Annotated in this window: 21 protein-coding genes and 1 pseudogene; 12 read left to right on the top strand and 10 right to left on the bottom strand. The window is 72.2% G+C overall.

The features are described from left to right. Nucleotides 1-17 precede the first annotated feature (17 nt). Entirely contained in the window at nt 18-1,628 is a 1,611-nt protein-coding gene (locus JFN87_RS01640) for an ABC transporter permease (protein ID WP_209338074.1), read from the top strand. Then, on the top strand, nt 1,628-2,734 hold the full coding sequence (locus JFN87_RS01635) for an ABC transporter ATP-binding protein (RefSeq protein ID WP_209337981.1): 1,107 nt from the start codon (nt 1,628-1,630) through the stop codon (nt 2,732-2,734). The genes JFN87_RS01640 and JFN87_RS01635 overlap by 1 nt, the downstream gene beginning before the upstream one ends. On the opposite strand, the gene JFN87_RS01630 is transcribed toward JFN87_RS01635, so the two are convergent. The 6 genes from JFN87_RS01630 to JFN87_RS01605 form a co-directional block, all read right to left on the bottom strand. After that, nucleotides 2,709-3,221, bottom strand: a complete 513-nt coding sequence (locus JFN87_RS01630) for a GNAT family N-acetyltransferase (protein WP_209337980.1) — start codon at nt 3,219-3,221, stop codon at nt 2,709-2,711. The two genes, JFN87_RS01635 and JFN87_RS01630, sit on opposite strands and share 26 nt — an antisense overlap. Further along, nucleotides 3,221-4,381 carry an LOG family protein gene (locus tag JFN87_RS01625; protein WP_307865255.1) on the bottom strand — a complete coding sequence of 387 codons (1,161 nt, stop codon included), beginning with the start codon at nt 4,379-4,381 and terminating at the stop codon, nt 3,221-3,223. The genes JFN87_RS01630 and JFN87_RS01625 overlap by 1 nt, the downstream gene beginning before the upstream one ends. A gap of 52 nt (nt 4,382-4,433) precedes the next feature. Then, nucleotides 4,434-5,576 carry a hypothetical protein gene (locus JFN87_RS01620; RefSeq protein WP_209337979.1) on the bottom strand — a complete coding sequence of 381 codons (1,143 nt, stop codon included), beginning with the start codon at nt 5,574-5,576 and terminating at the stop codon, nt 4,434-4,436. Continuing rightward, complete coding sequence (locus tag JFN87_RS01615; RefSeq protein ID WP_209337978.1) at nt 5,558-6,283, bottom strand: ABC transporter ATP-binding protein; 726 nt, start codon at nt 6,281-6,283, stop codon at nt 5,558-5,560. Before JFN87_RS01615 ends, JFN87_RS01620 begins: the two co-directional genes overlap by 19 nt. 228 nt (nt 6,284-6,511) lie before the next feature. After that, the gene (locus tag JFN87_RS01610; RefSeq protein WP_209337977.1) at nt 6,512-7,891 is read right to left on the bottom strand and encodes an aspartate aminotransferase family protein; all 1,380 of its coding nucleotides are present in this window, start codon (nt 7,889-7,891) and stop codon (nt 6,512-6,514) included. Then, complete coding sequence (locus JFN87_RS01605; RefSeq protein WP_209337976.1) at nt 7,876-8,367, bottom strand: Lrp/AsnC family transcriptional regulator; 492 nt, start codon at nt 8,365-8,367, stop codon at nt 7,876-7,878. The genes JFN87_RS01610 and JFN87_RS01605 overlap by 16 nt, the downstream gene beginning before the upstream one ends. 181 nt (nt 8,368-8,548) lie before the next feature. Between JFN87_RS01605 and JFN87_RS01600 the strand changes: the two genes are divergently transcribed. Beyond that, a complete protein-coding gene (locus JFN87_RS01600; protein ID WP_209337975.1) occupies nt 8,549-9,988 on the top strand; it encodes a gamma-aminobutyraldehyde dehydrogenase in 1,440 nt (479 codons plus the stop codon). 79 nt (nt 9,989-10,067) lie between these two features. Here JFN87_RS01600 and JFN87_RS01595 read toward each other — a convergent pair whose 3' ends face one another. Genes JFN87_RS01595 through JFN87_RS01585 form a run of 3 tightly spaced genes read right to left on the bottom strand, consistent with a single transcriptional unit; the run spans nt 10,068 to nt 12,639 of the window. After that, entirely contained in the window at nt 10,068-10,886 is an 819-nt protein-coding gene (locus JFN87_RS01595; protein ID WP_209338072.1) for an SAM-dependent methyltransferase, read from the bottom strand. Nucleotides 10,887-10,894: 8 nt separating this feature from the next. Beyond that, nucleotides 10,895-11,617: a glycerophosphodiester phosphodiesterase gene (locus JFN87_RS01590; protein ID WP_209337974.1), complete on the bottom strand. Its 723-nt coding sequence runs from the start codon at nt 11,615-11,617 to the stop codon at nt 10,895-10,897. Further along, entirely contained in the window at nt 11,614-12,639 is a 1,026-nt protein-coding gene (locus JFN87_RS01585; protein ID WP_209337973.1) for an adenosine deaminase, read from the bottom strand. The genes JFN87_RS01590 and JFN87_RS01585 overlap by 4 nt, the downstream gene beginning before the upstream one ends. 369 nt (nt 12,640-13,008) lie before the next feature. Between JFN87_RS01585 and JFN87_RS01580 the strand changes: the two genes are divergently transcribed. Then, nucleotides 13,009-13,752, top strand: coding sequence for a DUF4190 domain-containing protein (locus JFN87_RS01580; RefSeq protein ID WP_209337972.1), 744 nt, complete (start codon nt 13,009-13,011; stop codon nt 13,750-13,752). Between the two features lie 48 nt (nt 13,753-13,800). Here JFN87_RS01580 and ybiA read toward each other — a convergent pair whose 3' ends face one another. Next, nucleotides 13,801-14,370 (bottom strand): riboflavin biosynthesis intermediates N-glycosidase, encoded by a 570-nt coding sequence (gene ybiA / locus JFN87_RS01575; protein ID WP_209338071.1) that lies wholly within the window; start codon nt 14,368-14,370, stop codon nt 13,801-13,803. A 194-nt stretch (nt 14,371-14,564) separates the two neighbouring features. On the opposite strand from ybiA, the gene JFN87_RS01570 reads away from it, so the two are divergent. The 8 genes and pseudogenes from JFN87_RS01570 to JFN87_RS01535 form a co-directional block, all read left to right on the top strand. After that, nucleotides 14,565-16,082, top strand: coding sequence for a gamma-aminobutyraldehyde dehydrogenase (locus tag JFN87_RS01570; protein ID WP_209337971.1), 1,518 nt, complete (start codon nt 14,565-14,567; stop codon nt 16,080-16,082). Nucleotides 16,083-16,108: 26 nt separating this feature from the next. Further along, entirely contained in the window at nt 16,109-17,359 is a 1,251-nt protein-coding gene (locus JFN87_RS01565; RefSeq protein WP_209338070.1) for an ABC transporter substrate-binding protein, read from the top strand. A gap of 46 nt (nt 17,360-17,405) precedes the next feature. Beyond that, on the top strand, nt 17,406-18,563 hold the full coding sequence (locus JFN87_RS01560; protein ID WP_209337970.1) for an ABC transporter ATP-binding protein: 1,158 nt from the start codon (nt 17,406-17,408) through the stop codon (nt 18,561-18,563). Next, the gene (locus JFN87_RS01555; protein ID WP_209337969.1) at nt 18,560-19,495 is read left to right on the top strand and encodes an ABC transporter permease; all 936 of its coding nucleotides are present in this window, start codon (nt 18,560-18,562) and stop codon (nt 19,493-19,495) included. Before JFN87_RS01560 ends, JFN87_RS01555 begins: the two co-directional genes overlap by 4 nt. Further along, a complete protein-coding gene (locus tag JFN87_RS01550) occupies nt 19,495-20,301 on the top strand; it encodes an ABC transporter permease (RefSeq protein WP_209337968.1) in 807 nt (268 codons plus the stop codon). The genes JFN87_RS01555 and JFN87_RS01550 overlap by 1 nt, the downstream gene beginning before the upstream one ends. 31 nt (nt 20,302-20,332) lie before the next feature. Further along, on the top strand, nt 20,333-21,778 hold the full coding sequence (locus JFN87_RS01545) for an NAD(P)/FAD-dependent oxidoreductase (protein ID WP_245178571.1): 1,446 nt from the start codon (nt 20,333-20,335) through the stop codon (nt 21,776-21,778). A gap of 150 nt (nt 21,779-21,928) precedes the next feature. Beyond that, nucleotides 21,929-22,483 (top strand): hypothetical protein, encoded by a 555-nt coding sequence (locus JFN87_RS01540; protein WP_245178570.1) that lies wholly within the window; start codon nt 21,929-21,931, stop codon nt 22,481-22,483. Between the two features lie 294 nt (nt 22,484-22,777). Further along, nucleotides 22,778-23,800, top strand: a pseudogene (locus tag JFN87_RS01535) (chitinase); the annotation flags it as partial. Nucleotides 23,801-23,824: the final 24 nt, after the last annotated feature.

Here is a 23,824-nt window from a genome sequence, read left to right as displayed (position 1 = left end):
CGGTACGGCTCGCCCTGATGGCGCTGCCCCTCGCGTTCTTCGCGGTGTTCTTCGCCTACCCGGTCGTCTCGATCGTCGGACGCGGCCTCAGGACCGCCGACGGCTGGCAGCTGGGAGAGGTCACCCAGGTGCTGGGCAGGCCCGGCATCCTGCACGTCCTGTGGTTCACGCTGTGGCAGGCACTCGCCTCGACGGGGCTCACGCTGCTGATCGCGCTGCCGGGCGCCTACGTGTTCGCGCGGTTCTCCTTCCCCGGCAAGCAGGTGCTGCGCGCCGCGGTCACCGTGCCGTTCGTGCTCCCGACCGTCGTGGCGGGCACGGCGTTCCTCGCGCTGCTCGGCAGGGGCGGGCTGCTCGACCAGCTCTGGGGCGTGCGCCTCGACACCACGGTCTGGGCGATCCTGCTCGCGCACGTCTTCTTCAACTACGCGGTCGTGGTGCGGACCGTCGGCGGTCTGTGGGCCCAGCTCGACCCGCGCCAGGAGGAGGCGGCGCGCGTGCTCGGCGCGAGCCGGCTCGCCGCCTGGCGCAGGGTGACCCTGCCGGCGCTCGCGCCCGCCGTCGCCGCCGCGGCGCTGATGGTGTTCCTGTTCACCTTCACGTCCTTCGGCGTCATCCAGATCCTCGGCGGGCCCGGCTTCTCCACGCTCGAAGTGGAGATCTACCGGCAGACGGCCGAACTGCTCCAGCTGCCGACCGCCGCGATCCTGACGCTCGTGCAACTCGTCGCCGTCGGCGCCGTGCTCGGCGTGCACGCCTGGACGGTGCGGCGCAGGGAGAGCGCGCTGCGCCTCGTCGACCCGTCCACGACCGCGCGCCGGCCGCGCGGCGCCGGGCAGTGGGCGCTGCTCGGCGGGGTCCTCGCGAGCGTCGCGCTGCTGCTGTTCCTGCCGCTCGGGGTGCTCGTCGAGCGCTCGCTCGACACACCCGGCGGGCACGGCTTCGCCTACTACAGGGCGCTGACCTCGGTCGACGCGAGCGGCACCTTCCTGGTGGCGCCCCTGGAAGCCGTCTGGAACTCCGTGCGCTACGCCGTCGTCGCCGCGGCGATCGCGCTGGTGGTCGGAGGGCTCGCGGCGGCCGCGCTGACCCGGCGCGCCGGACGGTTCGCGCGCGGGTTCGACGCCCTGCTGATGCTGCCGCTCGGCGTGTCCGCCGTCACCGTCGGCTTCGGCTTCCTCATCACACTCGACAAGCCGCCGCTCGACCTGCGCTCCTCGTGGATCCTCGTGCCGCTCGCGCAGGCGCTCGTCGGCGTGCCCTTCGTCGTGCGGACGATGCTCCCCGTGCTGCGCGCCGTGGACGGCAGGCTGCGCGAGGCGGCCGCCGTGCTCGGTGCTTCGCCGCTGCGGGTCTTCCGCGAGGTCGACCTGGCGCTGGTGCGGCGCGCCCTGCTGGTCGCCGCCGGATTCGCGTTCGCCGTCTCGCTCGGCGAGTTCGGCGCGACGGTCTTCATCGCGCGGCCCGGCAACCCGACCCTGCCCGTGGCGGTCGCCCGGCTGCTCTCGCGCCCCGGCGACCTCACGTACGGCGAGGCGATGGCGCTCTCCACGGTCCTGATGATCGTGTGCGCGCTCTCGCTGCTGCTGCTCGAACGCATCCGCACCGACCGCTCGGGAGAGTTCTGATGGCGCTGCTGACCCTGGAGGACGTCACCGTACGGTTCGGCGCGCGCGCCGCGCTCGACGCGGTACGGCTCGACGTCGCCGAGCACGAGATCGTCAGCGTGCTCGGGCCGAGCGGCAGCGGCAAGTCCACCATGCTGCGCGTGATCGCCGGGCTCCAGGCCCCTGGCGGCGGTCGGGTGCTGCTCGACGGCGCCGACCAGGCGGCCGTGCCCGTGCACCGCAGGGGCGTCGGGCTGATGTTCCAGGACCACCAGCTGTTCCCGCAGCGTGACGTGGCGGGCAATGTCGCCTTCGGGCTGCGCATGCACGGCGCGTCGCGCGCCGAACAGCGCACCCGGGTCGAGGAGTTGCTCGAACTGGTGGGCCTGCCGGGCGCCGGTGGGCGTGCCGTGTCCACGCTGTCGGGCGGCGAGCAGCAGCGCGTCGCGCTGGCCAGGGCGCTGGCGCCCAGGCCGCGGCTGCTGATGCTGGACGAGCCGCTCGGCCAGCTCGACCGCGGCCTGCGCGAACGCCTCGTCGTCGAGTTGCGCGGCCTGTTCGGCCGCCTCGGCACGACGGTGCTCGCCGTCACGCACGACCAGGGCGAGGCCTTCGCGCTCGCCGACCGGGTGGTCGTCATGGGGGACGGCCGCGTGGCGCAGACCGGCACGCCGCTCGGCGTGTGGCAGCGCCCGGCCTCCGCGTTCGTCGCGCGCTTCCTCGGCTTCGACAACGTCGTTCCCGCGACCGTCGGCGGCGAGAGCGCCGACACGCCCTGGGGGAAGCTGCCGATGGAGCCCGGTTCACCGCAGGGCGGGCGGACGCTGCTGGTGCGGCCCGCCGGGGTGCGCATGGCCGCGCCGGACGACGGGCTGCGCTGCGAGGTCGAAACCCGCACGTTCCGCGGCAGCCGCGTCGTCGTGCGCCTGCGCCCCGAGGGCGGTGGTCCCCCGCTCGACGCGGAGTGCGCTCCGGCCGAGGCGCCGCGTGAGGGCGACACCGTCGGCGTCACGTTCAGCCAGGACGACGTGGTCGTCCTGGCGGAGTCCGGCACAGGCGCGAAAACGAACGCGACGGCGAAAACGAACGCGGACGCGGGCCTCAGAGACGGATCGCGTAGTACTTGACCCGCTCGTCCTGCGCCACGAGACGCATCCCCGCGGACGCCATCACCCGCTGGGACGCGACGTTGGCATGGTCGGCGTCGCCGTTGACCCCCCGCACGCCGAGCGCACGCAGCCGGTCGAGCAGCCCGCGCAGCGCCTCGCGCGCGTAGCCGTTGCCGTGCTGCGAGGCGATCAGGCTGTAGCCGACCGTCACGGTGTCCCGCGCGTCGGGCGGACCGTCGAAGCCGAGGCCGCCGATGGCACACCCGTCCGAGCGGCGCCTGATCTCGTACGTACCGAACGGCGCCGGGTCGCCGCTGATCGAGCACGTCGCGAGGTACGAGCTGACGCCCTTCACGTCGAACGCGTCCGGGTAGCCGGGCGCCCAGCGGTCGCCGGGCCCCGGCGCGCAGGACACGACACGCTCGGCCTCGTCGGTGCTCAGCGGGTGCAGTACGAGCCGCCGCGTCGTGACGTCGTCCCCCGCGGCGCCCCCCGTCGCGGCCATCAGGCCCCGGCCGTCCGTCCCGCGAGCGCCGCGAGTGCCGCCGGGGCCTCGTCGACCGTGTCGACGAGCGCGATCCGGTCCGCCATGGACCGCTCTCCGGCGAGCGCGGTCAGCAGTGGCCAGGCCGGCAGGTCCCTGGTCCAGTGCTCGCGGTCGACCAGCACCATCGGGGTCGGTTCGCCGCGCGAGGCGTAGTAGTTGGGCGTCGCGTTGTCGAAGATCTCCTGCACGGTGCCCGCGGCGCCCGGCAGGAAGACCACGCCCGCCGTGCAGCGCGCCAGCAGCCCGTCCTCGCGCAGCGCGTTGGCGAAGTACTTGGCGATGTGGCTGGCGAACGGGTTCGGCGGCTCGTGCCCGTAGAACCAGGTCGGGATGCCCACCGATCGGGCGCCGCCCGGCGCGCGCTCCCGCACCTCGAAGGCGGCGCGCGCCCAGTCGGTGACCGAAGGGCGGAACGAGGGCGTCTTGCCGAGCAGTTCCAGGGCGTCGGCCAGCACGGCGTCGTCGAAGGACGACAGGTAGGCGCCGAGGTTCGCCGCCTCCATCGCGCCGGGGCCGCCGCCGGTGGCGACGGTGAGCCCGGTTCGTGCGAGGGAGCGGCCGAGCCGGGCGGCGCCCGCGTACGCGTCGGTGCCGCGCGCCATCGCGTGGCCGCCCATCACGCCCACGACCGGCGCGCCGGCCAGGAGTTCGTCGAGGGCGTCGGAGACCGCGTCGTCGTGGACGGCGCGCAGCATCGACGCGAAGACGTCGCCGTCGTCCTTGGTGCGCTGGAACCAGGCGTACGCGCGCGCGTCGGGCGTCGCCTCGTAACCGTCCGACGCGAGGCCGTCGAAGAGCTGGTCGGGGGTATACAGCAGGCCGCGGTAGGGGTCGAACGGCAGGTTGGGCACGGGCGGGAAGACCATGGCGCCGTCGGCGCGCACCTTCGCCAGCGCCTCCGGCTCCATCGGGCACCCGAGGAAGACCGCGCCCGCGGTGTCCGACGCGAGCAGCCGGCCGGTACGGCCCGTCAGGTCGACGGACTGGACGCGGTACCCGCCGAGCGCGCCCCCCTCCGCCCTGAGGTCGAACTCCTCCAGCGTCTCGATCTCGCGGTCCTGCGGGAGCTCGCCCGCGCTGTCCCCGCCCGGCTCGTGTCTCTGCTGCGGTATCGGCACGGCGCCATGCTAGTGCCCCTCACGGCGCTCGCGGCGGGAGCGCCGCCTCCCGTCAGCGGCCGAGCGGCGCCGCGGCGAGCTCCGCGACGATCCAGGTCAGCGGCGCGAAGACGGCGGCGAGCGCCAGCACGCGCACGCCCGCCGCCGCGCGCAGGACCGCAGCCGGCGTGCCCGCCTCGCCCAGCGCGCTGTTCGTCTCCTCGCGGGAGTGGACCGCCTCAGCCGCGGCCGTCAGCACGCTGGCCAGCGCGCAGCCGATGACGAGGACGGCGCCGAGCCCGGTGAGGACGCCGTACGGTCGCCGGTCGCCCGGCCCGTACAGGGCGGCCGCCGCGAACGTGCCGGACACCACCGCGCACAGCACGCCGAGCGGGCGGCCGATGGAGCGTGCCTGGCTCATCAGCGCACGCCCCGCGAGCAGCCGTACCGCGCCGGGCCGCGCGCTCTGCAGCAGCCAGCCGCACAGGTGGCTGATGCCGGGCCCGGCGAGCGCCAGGCCCACCGCCGTCAGCGCCCACCCGCCGAGCACCCCGGCGGGGCTGCCCTCGAAGCGTCCGGGCAGCGGCAGCGGCGTGCGGTCGCCGCCGCCGCTCGCGTACGTCTCCACGGCGAGGCCCGCGGCGGTCAGGGCCACGCCCCATGGGAGTCCCGCGGGCGCGGACGTCGTGCCTGGCTTCGCGGCTGCGCGCTCCCGCACGGACGGCCTGAGCGCGCAGGCCACCGCGGCCGACGCCAGCACGGGCACGGCGGCGAGCAGCAGCACCACCGCGCCGGCCGGCACCGTGCCGTTGCCCGCGAGCAGCCGCCGTGACGCGCCGTCGAGCGGCAGGCCGGAGCCGTCGCCGCGCAGGTGCCAGAAGGCGAGCAGCGCGAAGAGCGAGCCGAGCACGCAGGAGGCCGCCGTCGTCACGGTGGCGTACGCGGTGAGCCTGACCGGGCCAAGGCCGATCGCCGAGAGCCCCGGGCGCGGCCGCGTGCCCGGGTCCGTCCGCGCGACGGCCACCGCGAGCTGCACCGCGGCGGCGGCCGGCACGGCGCACCACAGCAGGCGCAGCAGCGCGCCCTCGGGGTGGCCGACCGCCCACATCAGCGTGCACAGCAGCAGGAAGCCGACGCCTGCGGAAGCGGCCGCCACCAGCAGGCGGCGCAGCTGGACGAGGAGGCGTGAGCCGCGGGCTAGACGGAGAGCGAGCACGCTTCTTGCCCTTCCGCCTCTGGGGTGGCGGCGTCGGCGCGGCGGCCGTCGACCAGGGGCAGGCAGTGGTCGGCGAGCGCCGCCGCGTCCTCGTCCAGCGTGGCGAGTACGACGGTGACGCCGTGCGAGCGCGCCGCGGTCGTCAGCGTGCGCAGCACCTGCGCGCGGTCGGACGCGTGCAGCGACGCGGTCGGCTCGTCGGCGAACAGCACGGTGGGACGGGCCGTCAGCGCGCGCGCCACCGCGATGCGCTGGCGCCGGTGCCTGGGCAGCGCCGCGGGCTTCCTGCCGGCGCAGTCGGCGACGTCGAGGCGTTCGAGCCACTCCATCGCGGCGGCCTTGGCGGCGCGCTGCGAGGTGCCGCGCAGGAGCAGCGGGAGCGCCGCGTTCTCCCAGCCGTTCAGCTCGGGCACGAGGGAGGGCTCGGGGCCGATCCACGCGAACCTCTCGGCGCGCAGCCTCTCGCGCTGCGCCCTGCTCAGGGTGTGCACGGGGTGGCCGTCGAACCACACCTCGCCCTCCTGCGGCACCAACTGGCCGGACAGGCACCGCAGCAGGGTCGTCTTGCCGCAGGCTCGCGGCCCGCGCACGGCGAGGACGTGGCCCTCGCGCACCCCGAGCGAGACCCCGGAAAGGGCGGGGGAGCCTTCGAGTGAGCAGTGCACGGAACGCGCCCACAGCACGTCGTCGTCCGGCGGAGCCACCATGGCGTACACCTCGGTTCTGCTCGTACGGTCCGCCCTTGGCCGGGCCGCGGACTTCGGATCAGATGGTCACTGGCACGGTAGGCAGCGACCGCGAGGCGGGTGGGCAGTACGCGGCGCGGGTGCCCCTGTCTCACTCGATCGGGGGCACCCGGGCGGCGGGCACGCGCGTCGGAAGCGGCGGCACGCCCGTCAGAAGCGGCGGGCGCACGTCGGAAGCCGGCGTCTTGCTCAGAGCTTCGTCCATGCCTCCGTGAGGACCGTGCGCAGGATGGACTCGATCTCGTCGAACGTCGACTGGTCGGAGATCAGCGGCGGCGCCAGCTGGACGACCGGGTCGCCGCGGTCGTCGGCACGGCAGTACAGGCCGTTGTCGTAGAGCGCGTGCGAGAGGAACCCGTAGAGGACCCGCTCGGTCTCCTCGTCGGTGAACGTCTCCTTGGTGGCCTTGTCCTTCACGAGCTCGATGCCGTAGAAGAAGCCGTTGCCGCGGACATCGCCCACGATCGGCAGGTCGTGGAGTTTGCTCAGCGTGGCGAAGAACGCGGACTCGTTGTCCAGCACGTGCTGGTTGAGGCCCTCGCGCTCGAAGATGTCGAGGTTGGCGAGGCCGACCGCGGCGGAGACCGGGTGGCCGCCGAAGGTGTAGCCGTGCAGGAACGTGTTGTCGCCCTCGTAGAACGGCTCCGCCAGGCGGTCGGAGACGATGCACGCGCCGATCGGCGAGTAGCCGGACGTCATGCCCTTGGCGCAGGTGATCATGTCCGGCACGTAGCCGAATTTGTCGCACGCGAACATCGTGCCGATCCGGCCGAAGGCGCAGATGACCTCGTCGGAGACGAGCAGCACGTCGTACTTGTCGCAGATCTCCCGCACCCGCTGGAAGTATCCCGGCGGCGGCGGGAAGCAGCCGCCCGCGTTCTGCACCGGCTCCAGGAACACGGCGGCGACCGTGTCGGCCCCCTCGAACAGGATCTGCTGCTCGATCTGGTCGGCGGCCCAGCGCCCGAACGCCTCGGGGTCGTCGCCGTGGATCGGCGCGCGGTAGATGTTGGTGTTGGCCACCTTGTGCGCGCCGGGGACCAGCGGCTCGAACGGCGCCTTCAGGTCGGGAAGGCCCGTGATGGACAGCGCGCCCTGCGGGGTGCCGTGATAGGCGACCGCACGCGAGATGACCTTGTACTTCGTCGGCTTGCCGGTCAGCTTGAAGTACTGCTTGGCGAGCTTCCAGGCCGTCTCGACGGCCTCGCCGCCACCCGTCGTGAAGAACACCTTGTTCAGGTCGCCCGGCGCGTAGTGTGCGAGCCGCTCGGCCAGCTCGACCGCCTTGGGATGCGCGTACGACCACACGGGGAAGAAGGCCAGCTCCTGCGCCTGCTTGTACGCGGTCTCGGCCAGCTCGTGCCGCCCGTGACCTGCGTTGACCACGAACAGGCCGGACAGGCCGTCCAGGTAGCGCTTGCCGTCGGCGTCGTAGATGTGGGTGCCCTCGCCACGCACGATGGTGGGCACGGGTGCGTTCTCGTACGACGACATGCGGGTGAAGTGCATCCACAGGTGGTCGTACGCGGTCTTGGAGAGGTCCTTGCTCACGGCTATCGGGTTCCCCACATGTAGGTCTGCTTCTTGAGCTTGAGGTAGACGAAGCTCTCGGTGGAGCGCACGCCGGGGAGCGTGCGGATCCGTTTCGTGATCACTTCGAGCAGGTGGTCGTCGTCCTCGCAGACGATCTCCACCATCAGGTCGAACGAGCCGGCGGTCATGACCACGTACTCGCACTCGTCCATGGCGGTCAGCGCCTCGGCGACGCCGTCCACGTCGCCCTCGACATTGATCCCGACCATCGCCTGCCGCCTGAACCCGACGGTGAGCGGGTCCGTGACGGCGACGATCTGCATCACGCCCTGGTCGAGCAGCTTCTGCACGCGCTGGCGCACGGCCGCCTCGGACAGCCCGACCGCCTTGCCGATCGCCGAGTACGGGCGCCGTCCGTCCTCCTGGAGCTGTTCGATGATGGCGAGGGAGACGGCGTCGATCCCGTGGGTCGAGCCGTTCCCGTTCCTGATCTCTGCGCTGCGACTGGCCACGCCCTCACTGTGCCTTGGTACTCGTCTGTCACGCAACCCCGTATCGATGAAATTCGTTGTCCTGAGACCTGAAATAAACCGAATCCGAAGTTACGGGGCGTCGGGCCTGTCGAAAGCGTCGGGTACCTGACTAGGCTGGGCGTCTCACACACCGGACAACCGACCGACAGGAGGGGTGGCAGTGACCACCGAGCCGCGCCGTCTGCGCAACTACATCAACGGCGAGTTCCGGGACGCAGCCGACGGGCGCACCACCGACGTGGTGAACCCGGCCACGGGGGAGGTCTACGCCACGGCGCCGCTGTCGGGCCCCGCCGACGTCGACGCGGCGATGCAGGCTGCCGCCGCCGCGTTCCCCGCCTGGCGCGACACCACGCCCGCCGAGCGCCAGAAGGTCATCCTCAAGATCGCGGACGCCTTCGAGGAGCGCGCCGAGGAACTCATCGCGACCGAGTCGGAGAACACCGGCAAACCCCTCGGCCTCACGCGCACCGAGGAGATCCCGCCGATGGTGGACCAGATCCGCTTCTTCGCGGGCGCGGCGCGGATGCTGGAGGGACGCTCGGCCGGCGAGTACATGGACGGCCTCACCTCGTTCGTACGGCGCGAGCCGGTCGGCGTCTGCGCGCAGGTCGCCCCGTGGAACTACCCGATGATGATGGGCGTGTGGAAGTTCGCCCCCGCGCTCGCCGCGGGCAACACCGTCGTGCTGAAGCCGTCCGACACGACGCCCGCGTCCACCGTGCTGATGGCCGAGATCATCGGGTCGGTGGCGCCCAAGGGCGTCTTCAACGTCATCTGCGGCGACCGCGACACCGGCCGCGCCATGGTCGAGCACCCGACGCCCGCGATGGCGTCCATCACCGGCTCAGTCCGCGCCGGCATGGAGGTCGCCGGGTCGGCGGCCAAGGACGTCAAGCGCGTCCACCTCGAACTCGGCGGCAAGGCGCCCGTCATCGTCTTCGGCGACGTCGACATCCCCAAGGCCGTCGAGGGCATCTCGGTGGCCGGCTACTTCAACGCGGGCCAGGACTGCACGGCGGCCACGCGCGTCCTCGTCCACGAGTCGATCCACGACGAGTTCGTCGCGGAACTGGCCAAGGCCGCCGACGGCACCAAGACGGGCGCGGCGGACGACGAGGACGTGCTGTACGGGCCGCTCAACAACGCCAATCAGCTGGAGCGTGTCTCCGGCTTCATCGACCGGCTGCCCGCACACGCGAAGGTCGTCACCGGCGGCCACCGCGTCGGCGACAAGGGCTACTTCTACGCGCCGACCGTCGTCTCGGGCCTCAAGCAGGACGACGAGATCATCCAGAACGAGGTGTTCGGCCCGGTCATCACCGTCCAGTCCTTCACGGACGAGGCCCAGGCGCTGACCTACGCGAACGACGTCGAGTACGCGCTCGCCTCGTCCGTGTGGACGAAGGACCACGCGCGCGCCATGCGCCTGTCGAAGTCCCTCGACTTCGGCTGCGTGTGGATCAACACGCACATCCCGCTGGTCGCGGAGATGCCGCACGGCGGCTTCAAGAAGTCCGGCTACGGCAAGGACCTGTCGGCGTACGGCTTCGACGACTACACGCGCGTCAAGCACGTGATGACGGCGCTGGAGGACTGAGCCGCCGTGGGGGCCGCCGCCCGGGCGGGCGGCGGCCCCCACGGGCGCCCGCGCTTGCCGGCGCGGCCCTTGCCGCCCCTTACGGCTTGCGCGCGACCAGGCCGAACTGGGCCACCTCGGGCCCCGGGTCCTCGCCCGGCGCTACGCGCCAGCGCGAGCAGGAGACGATGCCGGGCTCCAGGACGTCGAGGCCCTCCGCGAAGGAGGCGATCTCGGCCCCGGTCCTCGCGGTGATCGGCGGGGTCGCGTTCTCGTTCCAGAACCGCATGGCCTCCTCGTTGCCCGAACCGCCGAGCTCCAGCGTCGGATGCGTCAGCACCAGGTGGCTCCCGGGCGCCACCGCGTCGAGCAGGCGGCGGACGATGGACCGCGCCTCGTCCGTATCGGGCACGAAGTTGAGGATGCCGAGCAGTATCACCGCGACGGGCCGCTCCAGGTCCAGCGTCCTGCCGAGGCTGCCGAGGATCGTCCCGGGATCGCGCACGTCCGCGTCGAGGTACTCCGTCTGGCCCCAGGGGCTGCTCGTCAGCAGCGCACGCGCGTGCGCGAGCACCGTCGGGTCGTTGTCGACGTACACGATCCGCGCGTCGGGCGCGACGGCCTGCGCGACCTCGTGGGTGTTCTCGGCGGTGGGCAGCCCTGTGCCGATGTCCAGGAACTGCCGCATCCCCGCCTCGCCCGCGAGGTACGCGACCGAGCGGCCGAGGAACGCGCGGTCGGCGCGCGCGACCTCGCCGATGCTCGGGTACATGGCGGTGACCTGGTCGCCGACCGCCCGGTCCACCAGGTAGTTGTCCTCGCCACCCAGCCAGTAGTTCCACACGCGCGCGTTGTGCGCCCTGTCCGTCACGACCTCCGACGGCGCCGCCCCGCGGCCCGGCCCGTCCTCGCGCGTCACGTTCTCCGTCACGTCCGCTCCTCCCCGTTGTGCGCCGGCACGCCACGCGAGCCTGCCACCAACCGCGCGAGCACGTCGATCCTGTTGGTCGTCAGCGCGTCGATGCCCGCGCGGATCAGGCGCCGCATCCGCCACCCCGTGTCGACGGTCCAGGCCGACACCAGCAGCCCGTCGCGGTGGCCGCGCGCGATCACCTCCGCGGTGGCCAGGCCGAAGCGGTAGTTGACCCAACGCGGCCGCACGGCCGCGAGCAGCGAGGGCAGTGGGGGAGCCACCGTCCCCCACGTCATCGCGATCTCGGCACCCGGCTCCGCCGCGCGCACCGCGAGCATCGTGGACGGCGCGCCCGTCCAGTACACCCGCTCGCTCGCGCCGCACTCCCGCACGACCCCCACCATGGCGCGCACCGCCTCGGGCGTCGCACCCGGCAGGTCCAGCTGCAGCCGGCACTCCGTCGCCCGCAGCGCGTCGCGCAGGAGCGGCACGCCTCCCGACGTCACCTCGGTGAGCTCGCGCGCCGTGACGTCGGCGAGCGGGCGCGGGTCGCCCCAGAGGCGTTCGAGCGAGGCGTCGTGCAGCAGCACGGGCACCCCGTCACGGGTGAGCCTGACGTCCGTCTCGACCGCGTCGGCCCCGCGCGCGGCGGCGGACCGGATCGAGGCGACGGTGTTCTCCCGCAGCCGGTACGGGTCGCCGCGGTGCGCCACGGCGACGAAGCCACGGCGGCTCACCGGGCGAGCCACGCGTCGGTGTAGGCGTCGATCTCACCGGCGAGCGTCTTCTTGCCCGCATCGTCGAGGAAGGACGCCTCGACGCCGTTCTTCGCCAGTGCGGCCACGCCACGCTCGTCCAGGCCGAGCAGCCGGGCGGCGACCCCGTACTCCTGGTTGAGGTCGGTGCCGAACATCGGCGGGTCGTCGCTGCCCACGGTGACCAGCACCCCGGCCTCCACCATCCGCGCCAGGGGATGCTCGTCGAGGCGGGCGACCGCGCGGGTCGCGATGTTGGAGGTGGGGCACACCTCCAGCGGAATGCGGTGCTCCGCCAGGTGCGCGAGCAGCGCGGGGTCCTGGACGGAGCTGGTGCCGTGCCCGATGCGCTCCGCGCGCAGCTCCCGCAGCGCGTCCCACACGGTCCCGGGCCCCGTCGTCTCCCCGGCGTGCGGCACGGAGTGCAGGCCCGCGGCGATCGCGCGGTCGAAGTACGGCTTGAACTGCGGGCGCGGCACGCCGATCTCCGGCCCCCCGAGCCCGAAGCCGACCAGCCCCTCGGGGCGCAGGTCCACCGCGAGCCGCGCCGTCTCCTCGGCGGACGGCAGCCCCGCCTCGCCCGGGATGTCGAAGATCCACCGCAGGACGACGCCGAGTTCGGCCTCCGCTGCCTTGCGGGCGTCCTCTATGGCCTCCATGAACGCCACTTCGGGGATGCCGCGGCTGGTCGAGCTGAACGGGGTGACCGTCAGCTCGGCGTAGCGGATGTTCTGCCGCGCCATGTCCCGCGCGATCTCGAACGTCAGCAGACGGACGTCCTCGGGCGTGCGGATCAGGTCGACCACCGACAGGTACACCTCGATGAAGTGCGCGAAGTCGGTGAACGTGAAGTAGTCGGCGAGCGCCTCCTGATCGGTCGGCACCTTCGAGTCGGCGTGCCGCCCGGCGAGTTCGGCGACGATGCGGGGGGAGGCGGAGCCGACGTGGTGCACGTGCAGCTCCGCCTTGGGCAGCCCGGCGATGAACGGGTGCAGGTCGGTCATGGGGTCCTCCAGCGAAACCGGTCGGGCCGGAGCGGGACGCGGCCCAGGCCCGGCATCGACGGAACATCGTAACGGTCTGGTGCCCGGTGGAGAGTGGATCAGCGAGCGGCGTCCTGCGGCTTCGAATCCAAGGCGGAGGAGGGACTCGACGCGGTGGGGGTACCTCCCGGCCGCAGGCTGGTGGACGTCGGGGACTGGAGGTACCCCCGGCCGAAGGCTGGGGGAGACAACGCCGGAGGCGGACCGCAGGGCGTCGCGAGCCCGCTCGCCATCGCGCACCAGGCCGTATGCGTTGCGCGGCCGAGGGCCTCGGAGATCGGGGGCGTCAGGGCGCTTGTAGCATGACTGCTCACACGATGGGGGAGCGCGATGCCAGATCAGAACGGGCCGCAGGCAGGCGGGGAGCAGCCGCGGGATCCATGGGCGCCGCCGGAGCGGCGGCCCTCGCTCGACAAGCCCGGAGGGCCGGCCGGTCCTCCTTCCGGCGGCTCGGTGCACGAACAGCCGACGATGGCGGCCCCCGCCCCCGACGGCGGCGGGCCCGCCGTGCCCCCGCCGCCTCCCGCGCCGGGCCCGTACGGTTACCCGAACACGGCCCCGGGCTCCGCGCCGCAGGGAACGGGTCCCGCCCCGGGGCCCGCGTACGGCAGCCAGCAGCCCTCGGCCTACGGCTACCCGCAGTACCCCGGGGGCTCCGGCTCCTACCCGGCCGGCCCGGGCCCGTACTCCGGTGGTCCCGCCCCCTACCCGGGCAGCCACTGGGGCGTGCAGCCGATGCCGTCGAACGGCATGGGCACGGCGGCCATGGTGCTCGGCATCATCTCGGTCGTCGGCTTCTGCATGTACGGGGTCGTCGGCCTGATCGCGGGCATCCTCGCGATCATCTTCGGCATCAAGGGCCGCAGGAAGGCGGACAACGGCCAGGCGACCAACCGGGGCGCGGCGACCGCGGGTCTCATCCTCGGCTGGATCGGCGCGGTCATCGGCCTGCTGGTGATCGCGTTCATCGTGGTCGCCATCGTCCTCGGCGTCCGGGATTCGCACGACAACACGCCGCTGCAGGACGGCGACCCCTTCGCCACGTCGCTCGTCGTGGACCACCCGGCCCGCTGACCCGCCCGCCCGGGCGGCATCCTCGCCGCCCGGGCGCCCGCCGCCGCCTCAGGTCAGGGCGAGCCGGCCGCGGGCCTCCATCAGGGCGAAGCCCAGGAGGTTCTCGCCCCGCCACCGCGCGGGGTCCCCGGCGCGCTCGTCGTCCGCGGCGAGACCGATGCCCCACACGTGGTCCAGCGGGCTCGCCTCCACCAGGACGCGCTCGCCCGTCGCGAGCAGGAAGCCGCGCAGGGCGGCATCGCCGCCGAACTTGTGCAGGCTGCCGGCCACCACCAGGGCGAACCGTTCCCGCCGCCAGACGTCCTCGTCGAAGCCGCGCACCAGCCGCCCGGCGTTCTTGGCCCGGGACGGATGGCCCGCGGCCAGCGCCGCGCGCTCGGCCTCCGCGTCCCCGAACAGGCGCGCCTTGCCCGCCATCATCCAGTGCTCGGCCGTCCTGTACTCGACGCCGTCGACCGTGAACGGGGACGGCCACCACTGGCTGAGGCAACTCGCCGAGAGCCTGCCGTCGCGGCGGGCCGAATGCCCCCAGAAGTGCAGGAACCCGATCCGCTCGCCCCGCTGTGCGCGCTCGACGAGATCGCGCACACGCGCCGGTCCCCCCAGGTCGCCGCTCATGCCCTCGTCCACAGGGGCGAGTCTGCCAGGGCCGCGAGTCGCGTGTGCCGCGCGCGCACGCGCCGGGCGCCGGCAGGTTGCGTCATCGACCGATTCCGTTGCGTGACCAAAAGGAAACAACGGAATCCCTTGTTGCATGGGCGATGCTCTGCCAGGATCGTCACTCAATCGACGCTCGGACAACGGAGAACGTCATGGGTGACCGCTTCCAGGCGGAGCAACGCTTCACGGACGGCGCGCAGTTCATCGGCGGACGCCTCGTGCACGGCACCTCGGGACGCACCCAGGACGTGGTGGATCCGGCCACCGGCGAGACCGTCCTCACCTACGAGCTCGCCTCCACCGCCGACGTGGACGCGGCCGTCGCCGCCGCCCGCGCCGCCTTCCCCGGCTGGTCATCGGCCACCCCGGGCGAGCGCTCCGACGCGCTGCACCGCCTCGCCACCGTGCTCGCGGCGCGCGCCGACGACTTCGCGCACGCCGAGTCGCTCCAGTGCGGCAAGCCCCTCAAGCTGTCCGCAGGCTTCGACGTGCCCGGCACGGTCGACAACGCCGCGTTCTTCGCGGGCGCCGCCCGCCACCTCCAGGGCGTCTCGGCCGGCGAGTACAGCGCGGACCACACCTCGTACGTCCGCAGGGAACCCATCGGCGTCGTGGGCTCCATCGCCCCCTGGAACTACCCCCTCCAGATGGCCGCTTGGAAGATCCTCCCGGCCGTCGCGGCGGGCAACACCATCGTGCTGAAGCCCGCCGAGATCACGCCCCTCACCTCCCTGATGTTCGCCCAGGCCGCACAGGAGGCAGGGATCCCCGACGGCGTGATCAACATCGTCAGCGGCGCGGGAGCCGAGGCGGGCGAGCACCTCGTCGGCCACCCGGACGTGGCGATGACGTCGTTCACCGGCTCCACCGCCGTCGGCAGGCGCGTCGCTGCGATCGCCACCGCGGGCGTCACCCGCCTCCACCTCGAACTCGGCGGCAAGGCCCCGTTCGTGGTCTTCGACGACGCCGACCTGGAGGCCGCCGTGCACGGCGCCGTCGCCGGCGCGCTCATCAACACCGGCCAGGACTGTACGGCCGCCACACGCGCCTACGTGCAGCGCCCGCTGTACGACGCGTTCGTCGCGGACGTCGCCGCGCTGATGGAGACCGTGCGCGTCGGCGACCCGTTCGCGGCCGGCACCGACCTCGGGCCCCTCGTCAGCCACGCCCAGCGCGACCGCGTCGCCGGATTCGTGGACCGCGCCCGCGGCCGCGCACGGATCGTCACCGGGGGCGAGGCGCCCGGCGGCGCACTCGCCGCCGGCGCCTACTACCGGCCCACCCTCATCGCGGACGCCGCGCAGGACAGCGAGGCCGTCCAGTCCGAGATCTTCGGGCCCGTGCTCGTCGCCGTCCCCTTCGACACCGACGACGAGGGCATCGCGCTCGCCAACGACACCCCCTACGGGCTCGCCGCGTCCGCCTGGAGCCGTGACGTCTACCGCACGGGACGCGCCACCCGCGAGATCAGGGCCGGCTGCGTGTGGATCAACGACCACATCCCGATCATCAGCGAGATGCCCCACGGCGGCTACAAGCACAGCGGGTGGGGCAAGGACATGTCGGCGTACTCGTTCGAGGAGTACACGCAGGTCAAGCACGTCATGTACGACAACACCGCGGTGCCGAGGAAGGACTGGCACCGCACGATCTTCGGGGACCGGACGTGACACACACACCCGAGAGGGCGAAGTCCATGGCACACGACGCACCAGAGAGCCTGTCGTCCGTCCAGCTGGCGGCCATCCAGCGCCACCTCACCACCGGCAGGGGTGCCCTGACCCGCCGTTCGCTGCTGCGCGCGGGCGGCGTCGGCGCGCTCACGTTCGGCGGCTTCGCCGCGCTCACCGGCTGCGGCATACCCGCGGCGAAGAAGGACGCCAAGGGCAGCGGCGGCGACCCCGACTACTCGGCGAAGGAGAAGGAGCTCGTCTTCTCCAACTGGACCGAGTACATGGACGTCACCGACGACGGGAAGCACTACCCGACGCTGGAGGAGTTCACCCGGCGCACCGGCATCAAGGTGACGTACAAGACCGACATCAACGACAACAACGAGTTCTTCGGCAAGATCCAGCCGCAGCTCGCCGCCGGGCAGGACATCGGCCGCGACATCATCGTGCTCACCGACTGGCTCGTGGGCCGCATCATCGGCCTCGGCTGGGCGCAGACCCTCGACGCGTCCCTCATGCCGCACGCCTACGCCAACCTCATCGACCCGTTCCGCGCCCCCGACTGGGACCCGGGCCGCGCCCACTCCTACCCCTGGGCCGGCATACCCACCGTCATCGCGTACAACGTCAAGGCCACCGGCGGCCGCAAGGTCGACTCCGTCTCGCAGCTGCTCGACGACCCGAAGCTCAAGGGGCGCGTCGCCTTCCTCACCGAGATGCGCGACACCATGGGCATGACGCTGCTCGACATGGGCAAGGCCCCCGAGACGTTCACCACCGACGACTACGACGCGGCCGTGGCCCGCCTCCAAAAGGGCGTGGACTCCCACCAGATCAGGCGCTTCGCGGGCAACGACTACACCTCCGACCTCGACAAGGGCGACATAGCCGCCTGCCTCGCCTGGGCAGGCGACATCGTCCAGCTCCAGGCCGAGAACCCGGCGGTCAGGTACGCCATCCCCAAGACCGGCTACATGATCTCCAGCGACAACATGATGGTCCCGGCCAAGTCCAGGCACCGCTCCAACGCCGAGCGCCTGATGGACTACTACTACGAGCCGCCCGCCGCCGCGAAGCTCGCCGAGTACATCAACTACGTGTGCCCCTGCGACAACGTGAAGCCCGAACTCGCGAAGCTCGACAAGGACGCGGCGAACAACGTCCTGATCATTCCCGACGCGAAGATGCAGGCCGCCTCGCACAACTTCCGCTCCCTGAGCAACAAGGAAGACACGGCACTGGAGCAGAAGTTCTCCCGCCTCATCGGCGCCTAGGCGCTCCCAAGACCGCCCAAACTCCTAGCCCCCGGGACCGTTACCGATGACAGAGACCGCGTCCACCGGTCAGGGCGGCGGCGACGTCCGCCTCACCGGCATCAGCAAGAAGTACGGCTCGTTCCAGGCCGTCCAGCCGCTCGACCTCACCGTGCAGCAGGGTTCCTTCTTCGCCCTGCTCGGCGCGTCCGGCTGCGGCAAGACCACCACCCTGCGCATGATCGCCGGCCTGGAGGAGCCCACCACGGGCACCGTGCTGCTCGGCGACAGGGACGTGACCGGCCTGCCGCCGTACAAACGCCCCGTCAACACCGTCTTCCAGAGCTACGCGCTCTTCCCGCACCTGGACATCTACGAGAACGTCGCCTTCGGCCTGCGGCGCCGCGGCATCAAGTCCGTCAAGAAGCAGGTCGGGGAGATGCTCGACCTCGTCCAGCTCGGCGACTACGCGCGCCGCAAGCCGCAGCAGCTCTCCGGCGGCCAGCAGCAGCGCGTCGCCGTCGCCCGCGCCCTGATCAACCGCCCGCAGGTGCTGCTCCTCGACGAGCCGCTCGGCGCGCTCGACCTCAAGCTGCGCCGCCAGATGCAGCTCGAACTCAAGCGCATCCAGACGGAGGTCGGCGTCACCTTCATCCATGTCACCCACGACCAGGAGGAGGCCATGACCATGGCCGACTCCATCGCCGTGATGAGCGCGGGCCGCGTCGAGCAGCTCGGCACCCCCGGCGACCTGTACGAGAACCCGGGCACGACGTTCGTGGCCAACTTCCTCGGCACGTCGAACCTCATAGAGACGGAGGTCGTCGGCCGGGACGGCGACGCGATCACCGTCTCGGGCAGCGGCGGCTGCAAGCTCACGCTCCCCGCCGCGCGCTGCTCGGCACCGACCGGCAACGGCCGCAAGGTGCTCGTCGGCGTGCGCCCCGAGAAGATGGCCATATCCCACGCCGACGACGCCGGCACGATCCCCGAGGGCCGCAACAGGGTCCCGGGGCGCATCGCCGGCACCAGCTTCATCGGCGTCTCCACGCAGTACGTCGTCGACAGCGCGGTCTGCCCGCGCCTAGAGGTGTACGCGCAGAACATCGAGCGGGACGGGCGCCTCGCGCCCGGCGCCGACGTCGTCCTGCACTGGAACCCGCAGCACACGTTCGGGCTCGGCGCCGACCAGGACATCGCCGCGGGCGAGGAGGCGGCGTCATGACGGCCACCACCGCGCCCCCGGACGCCCCGCCGGTCACGGGCGGCGAACCGCCCCGCCGCCGCGCCTTTCGCCGCGGGCGGCTCGTGCCGTACTGGCTGCTGCTGCCCGGCATCCTGTGGCTGATCGTCTTCTTCCTCGTGCCGCTCGTCTACCAGGCGTCCACCTCCGTGCAGACCGGGTCGCTGGAGAACGGCTTCCAGGTCACCTGGCACTTCCAGACGTACTGGGACGCGCTGCAGCAGTACTACCCGCAGTTCCTGCGCTCGCTGCTGTACGCCGCCGTCGCCACGCTGCTCTGCCTCGTCGTCGGCTACCCGCTCGCCTACCTCATCGCCTTCAGGGCGGGCCGCCACCGCAACCTGCTGCTCGTGCTCGTCATCGCGCCGTTCTTCACCAGCTTCCTCATCCGCACGCTGGCCTGGAAGACGATCCTCGCCGACGGCGGCCCGGTGGTCGGCTTCCTCAGCTCGGCGCACATCCTCGACATCACGGCCGCACTCGGCTGGACCAGCGGCCACCGCGTGCTCGCCACACCCCTCGCGGTCGTCACAGGACTCACGTACAACTTCCTGCCGTTCATGATCCTGCCGCTCTACACCTCGCTCGAACGTATCGACCACCGGCTCCACGAGGCCGCGGGCGACCTGTACGCGACCCCGTGGACCACCTTCCGCAAGGTGACCTTCCCGATGTCGCTGCCCGGTGTGGTCTCCGGGACGCTGCTCACCTTCATCCCGTCGAGCGGCGACTACGTCAACGCCCAGTTGCTCGGGTCCGCCGACACCAAGATGATCGGCAGTGTCATCCAGTCGCAGTTCCTCACCGTGCTCGACTATCCGACCGCGGCCGCGCTGTCGTTCATCCTCATGGCCGTCGTGCTGTTCGTGGTCACCTTCTACATCCGCCGTGCAGGAACGGAGGAACTGCTCTGATGGCCGCATCGCGCTGGATCCGGCGCCACCTGGTGGTGATCGCGGGCCTCGTCACGCTCGCGTACATGATCCTTCCGAACGTCGTCGTGATGGTGTTCTCGTTCAACAAGCCGACCGGGCGGTTCAACTACTCCTGGAACCACTTCTCGCTCGACGCGTGGAAGTCGCCCTGCGGCGCCGCGGGGCTGTGCGGCTCGCTCGGGCTGTCCCTGCAGATCGCCGTCTACGCGACGATCGCCGCCACGATCCTCGGCACCATGATCGCGTTCGCGCTGGTCAGGTACCGTTTCCACGGGCGCGGTCCGGTCAACTCGCTGATCTTCCTGCCGATGGCCATGCCCGAGGTCGTGATGGCCGCCTCGCTGCTGACGCTGTTCCTCAACCTCGGCGCCCAGCTCGGCTTCTGGACCATCCTCATCGCCCACATCATGTTCTGCCTGAGCTTCGTGGTGGTCGCCGTCAAGGCGCGCGTGCTGTCCATGGACCCGCGCCTCGAAGAGGCCGCGCGCGACCTGTACGCGGGACCCGTGCAGACCTTCGTCCGGGTCACGCTGCCGATAGCGGCGCCCGGCATCGTCGCGGGGGCGCTGCTGTCGTTCGCGCTCTCGTTCGACGACTTCATCATCACCAACTTCAACGCCGGCTCCACGGTGACCTTCCCCATGTTCGTCTGGGGATCGGCGCAGCGCGGCACGCCGGTCCAGATCAATGTGGTCGGCACGGCGATGTTCCTCATCGCCGTACTGATCGTCGTCGTGGGACAGGCCGTCAGCAGCAGGCGCGGCAAGTCGGCCGCGACGTCCTGAGCCCTGACGGGTTTCGAAGGAGTTGTGAGACATGGCCACAGCAGCCATGGGAACCGCCACGGCCGCGCACGCGGCCACCCGCGCCGCCGCCGCGTCGCTCGGGGACCTCAAGCCCGTGCCGTTCTGGCTCGACGACCCGGCGAGGCCCGCGGCGCTGCCCGCCCTGACCGGCGAGGACCGCTGCGACCTGCTCGTCGTCGGTGGCGGCTACAGCGGCCTGTGGACCGCGCTGCTCGCCAAGGAGCGCGACCCCGCGCGCGACGTCGTCCTGATCGAGGGGCGCGAGGTGGCATGGGCGGCCTCCGGACGCAACGGCGGGTTCTGCGCGGCCTCGCTCACCCACGGCCTGCCCAACGGGCTCGCGCGCTGGCCCGGCGAACTGCGCACCCTGGAGGAGCTCGGCGCGGGGAACCTCGACGCCATCGAGGACGCCGTCGCCCGCTACGCCATCGACTGCGGCTTCGAGCGCACCGGCGAGATCGACGTCGCCACGCAACCGCACCAACTCGCCGAACTCCGCGAGCTCAAGGCCCAGGCGGACCGTGCCGGCATCACGGGACTCGAGCTCCTCGACCGCGACGCCCTGCGCGCCGAGGTCGACTCGCCGACGTTCCTCGGCGGGCTGCTCGACCGGCGCGGCGTGGCGCTCGTCAACCCCGCCGCGCTCGCCTGGGGACTCAAGCGCGCGTGCCTCGACCTCGGCGTCCGCATCCACGAGAACACCCCCGGCACGGCGCTGGCCCGCTCAGGGCCCGGCATGGCGGTCCGCACCCCGTACGGCCGCGTCCTGGCGAGGCAGGTCGCGCTCGGCACCAACGTGTTCCCGTCGCTGCTGCGCCGCGTGCGCCCCTACACCGTGCCGGTCTACGACTACGCGCTGACGACGCGGCCGCTCACACCCGCGGAACTTGCGTCGATCGGCTGGCGCAACCGGCAGGGCCTCGGCGACAGCGCCAACCAGTTCCACTACTTCCGCCTCACCGCCGACAACCGCGTCCTGTGGGGCGGCTACGACGCCGTCTACCCCTTCGGCGGCAGGCTCGACGCGGCGCGCGACCAGCGCCCCGAGACGTACCTGCGGCTCGCGACCCACTTCTTCCGCTGCTTCCCGCAGCTGGAGGGCGTGCGCTTCAGCCACGCGTGGGGCGGCGCCATCGACACCTGCACGCGGTTCGCCCCGTTCTTCGGCACGGCGCACGAGGGACGCGTCGCGTACGCGGCGGGGTTCACCGGCCTCGGCGTCGGCGCGACGCGCTTCGGCGCGGACGTGATGCTCGACCTGCTGTCCGGACGGGCCACGCACCGCACGCGGCTGGAGATGGTGCGCCGCAAGCCGCTGCCGTTCCCGCCCGAGCCGGTGGCATGGGCCGGAATCGGCCTGACGAAGTGGTCGCTCGCCCGTGCGGACGCGGACGGCGGCAGGCGCAATCTCTGGCTGCGGACGATGGACAGGCTCGGTCTCGGCTTCGACAGCTGACGTGTGACGCAGATCACATATTCTTCGGCTCGTGAGGCGCCGCAACCCGCGTCATAGCGGGCTTCCCGACCGCTCTCCCCTTGTGGACGCAAAGTCCGGCACCGCGCGGCGCCCGCGCGGTGCCCGTCGACGCGAGGGGAGACGTGGCAGATGGCCGGCACGAGGCCTGGGGGCGGCGGGAGCGTAGGCGGAGGCGGGGGCGCGCGGGACGCGGTGGACTGGCTCGTCGCCGTGGCCCCCGATCCCGGAGCATGCCGACGGCAGTGGGAGCGCGACCCGGGCAGCACGCTCCTGCTGCCCGCCGGGCGGCGGTGGGACGTGCTGACCCTGCCCGCATCCCTCGGCGGGCCTGCACTCGACGTCCTGATCCGGCTGGTGGAGCGCCCCGGCCCGGTGCTCGCCGACACCGGCGAGGAGCGCATGGGGTTCTTCGTGCCGGCGGGGACCGCCGGGCGCTGGCTTGGCACGGGGGTGCGCGGCGCGGGGCGCGGCACCTGGATCGTCGTACCGCACCCCGCCGGGCGCGCCCACGGCCTGCGGTGGCTCGTCCCGCCGGACGGCTCCGGCGCGCTGACGGACCCCGCGGTCCTGGAACTGGCGCTGCACGAGGCCGCGGCGACGCTGGGGGAGAGGGGGCGCGGGGCGAACGGTGAGCACGGGGCGGACGGCGAACGCGGGGCGGACCCGGGGTGCGAGAGGTCTTGACAGCGGAATTGGTCTGGACCATGTTCATGACGAGACCATGCCACGCAACACGCAACACGCAACACGCAACACGCAACACGCACCACGCACCACGCCCCCACGCGTGCGTGCGTGCATGTGTCCGACGCCCCCTCATCTCTCCCCCACGGAGGCACTGTGGACCCCACCGAGCGGCGCTCACCCCTCACCGGCCTCGTGGCCGCCTTCGCTGCGGCCGTCCTCGCGGCAGGCGGCCTGGACGCCGCGTCGGGGACGGCCCGGGCGGCGCAGCCCCCGGCGCCCCGCGCGACCACCTCCACCGCACTGCCCGGCCACGCCCTGGTCGGCTACATGCACGCGAGCTTCGCCAACGGATCCGGCTACATACCGCTGGCGGACGTGCCCGACTCCTGGGACGTCATCGACCTCGCCTTCGCCGAACCCACGTCACCCACCTCGGGGCAGATCGACTTCACCCTCTGCCCGGCGAGCGAGTGCCCGAACGTCGAGTCCGCCGACGCCTTCAAGGCGGCCGTCAAGGCCAAGCAGGCCGAGGGCAAGAAGGTGCTCGTCTCCATCGGCGGCGCGAACGGCAAGGTCCAGCTGACCACGGCGGCCGCGCGCGACACCTTCGTCGCGTCCGTCTCGCACATCATCGACACCTACGGACTCGACGGCGTCGACATCGACTTCGAGAACGACTCCCTCGCCCTCGACAAGGGCGACACCGACTTCCGCGCCCCGACCACGCCGTCCATCGTCAACCTGATCGCCGCGCTGAAGACGCTCAAGGCGAAGTACGGCGCGGGCTTCACGCTGACCATGGCCCCGGAGACGTTCTTCGTCCAGCTCGGCCACCAGTTCTACGGCCCGGGCGCCTCCGGCACCGAGGACCCACGCGCCGGCGCCTACCTCCCGGTCCTCTACGCCCTGCGTGACGACCTCTCCCTGCTCACCGTCCAGGACTACAACTCGGGGCCGATCATGGGCCTCGACGGCCAGTACCACACCATGGGCGGCGCCGACTTCCCCATCGCGATGACGGACATGCTCCTCGCCGGCTTCTCCGTGGCCGGCGACACCACCCGCATGTTCCCGCCCCTGCGCCCCGACCAGGTGGCCATAGGCCTCCCCGCCTCGGTCAACGCGGGCGGCGGCTACATCGCCCCCGCGGCCATGACCCAGACGCTCGACTGCCTGACCAGGAACACGGACTGCGGCACGTACACACCCCACGGCACCTGGCCCGCGCTGCGGGGCCTGATGGCATGGTCGATCAACTGGGACGCCTTCGCGGGAGGGGAGTTCGCGAAGACGTTCGACACGTACTTCGGCTGACGGCGGGCGCGTTGGGACCGGCCG

Source organism: Streptomyces montanisoli (assembly GCF_017813245.1).
GTDB classification, from domain to species: Bacteria; Actinomycetota; Actinomycetes; order Streptomycetales; family Streptomycetaceae; genus Streptomyces; species Streptomyces montanisoli.
The sequence above is the reverse complement of the archived record's forward strand: the minus strand, read 5'-3'. Positions and strand labels throughout refer to the sequence as shown.

Excerpts from the sequence above, each read along its gene's own strand:
- JFN87_RS01640 (WP_209338074.1), top strand. The coding sequence starts at position 18 with ATGGCGCTGCCCCTCGCGTTCTTCGCGGTGTTCTTCGCCTACCCGGTC.
- JFN87_RS01635 (WP_209337981.1), top strand. The coding sequence starts at position 1,628 with ATGGCGCTGCTGACCCTGGAGGACGTCACCGTACGGTTCGGCGCGCGC.
- JFN87_RS01630 (WP_209337980.1), bottom strand. The coding sequence starts at position 3,221 with ATGGCCGCGACGGGGGGCGCCGCGGGGGACGACGTCACGACGCGGCGG.
- JFN87_RS01615 (WP_209337978.1), bottom strand. The coding sequence starts at position 6,283 with ATGGTGGCTCCGCCGGACGACGACGTGCTGTGGGCGCGTTCCGTGCAC.
- JFN87_RS01585 (WP_209337973.1), bottom strand. The coding sequence starts at position 12,639 with ATGACCGACCTGCACCCGTTCATCGCCGGGCTGCCCAAGGCGGAGCTG.
- JFN87_RS01580 (WP_209337972.1), top strand. The coding sequence starts at position 13,009 with ATGCCAGATCAGAACGGGCCGCAGGCAGGCGGGGAGCAGCCGCGGGAT.
- ybiA (WP_209338071.1), bottom strand. The coding sequence starts at position 14,370 with ATGAGCGGCGACCTGGGGGGACCGGCGCGTGTGCGCGATCTCGTCGAG.
- JFN87_RS01570 (WP_209337971.1), top strand. The coding sequence starts at position 14,565 with ATGGGTGACCGCTTCCAGGCGGAGCAACGCTTCACGGACGGCGCGCAG.
- JFN87_RS01565 (WP_209338070.1), top strand. The coding sequence starts at position 16,109 with ATGGCACACGACGCACCAGAGAGCCTGTCGTCCGTCCAGCTGGCGGCC.
- JFN87_RS01560 (WP_209337970.1), top strand. The coding sequence starts at position 17,406 with ATGACAGAGACCGCGTCCACCGGTCAGGGCGGCGGCGACGTCCGCCTC.
- JFN87_RS01555 (WP_209337969.1), top strand. The coding sequence starts at position 18,560 with ATGACGGCCACCACCGCGCCCCCGGACGCCCCGCCGGTCACGGGCGGC.
- JFN87_RS01550 (WP_209337968.1), top strand. The coding sequence starts at position 19,495 with ATGGCCGCATCGCGCTGGATCCGGCGCCACCTGGTGGTGATCGCGGGC.
- JFN87_RS01545 (WP_245178571.1), top strand. The coding sequence starts at position 20,333 with ATGGCCACAGCAGCCATGGGAACCGCCACGGCCGCGCACGCGGCCACC.
- JFN87_RS01540 (WP_245178570.1), top strand. The coding sequence starts at position 21,929 with ATGGCCGGCACGAGGCCTGGGGGCGGCGGGAGCGTAGGCGGAGGCGGG.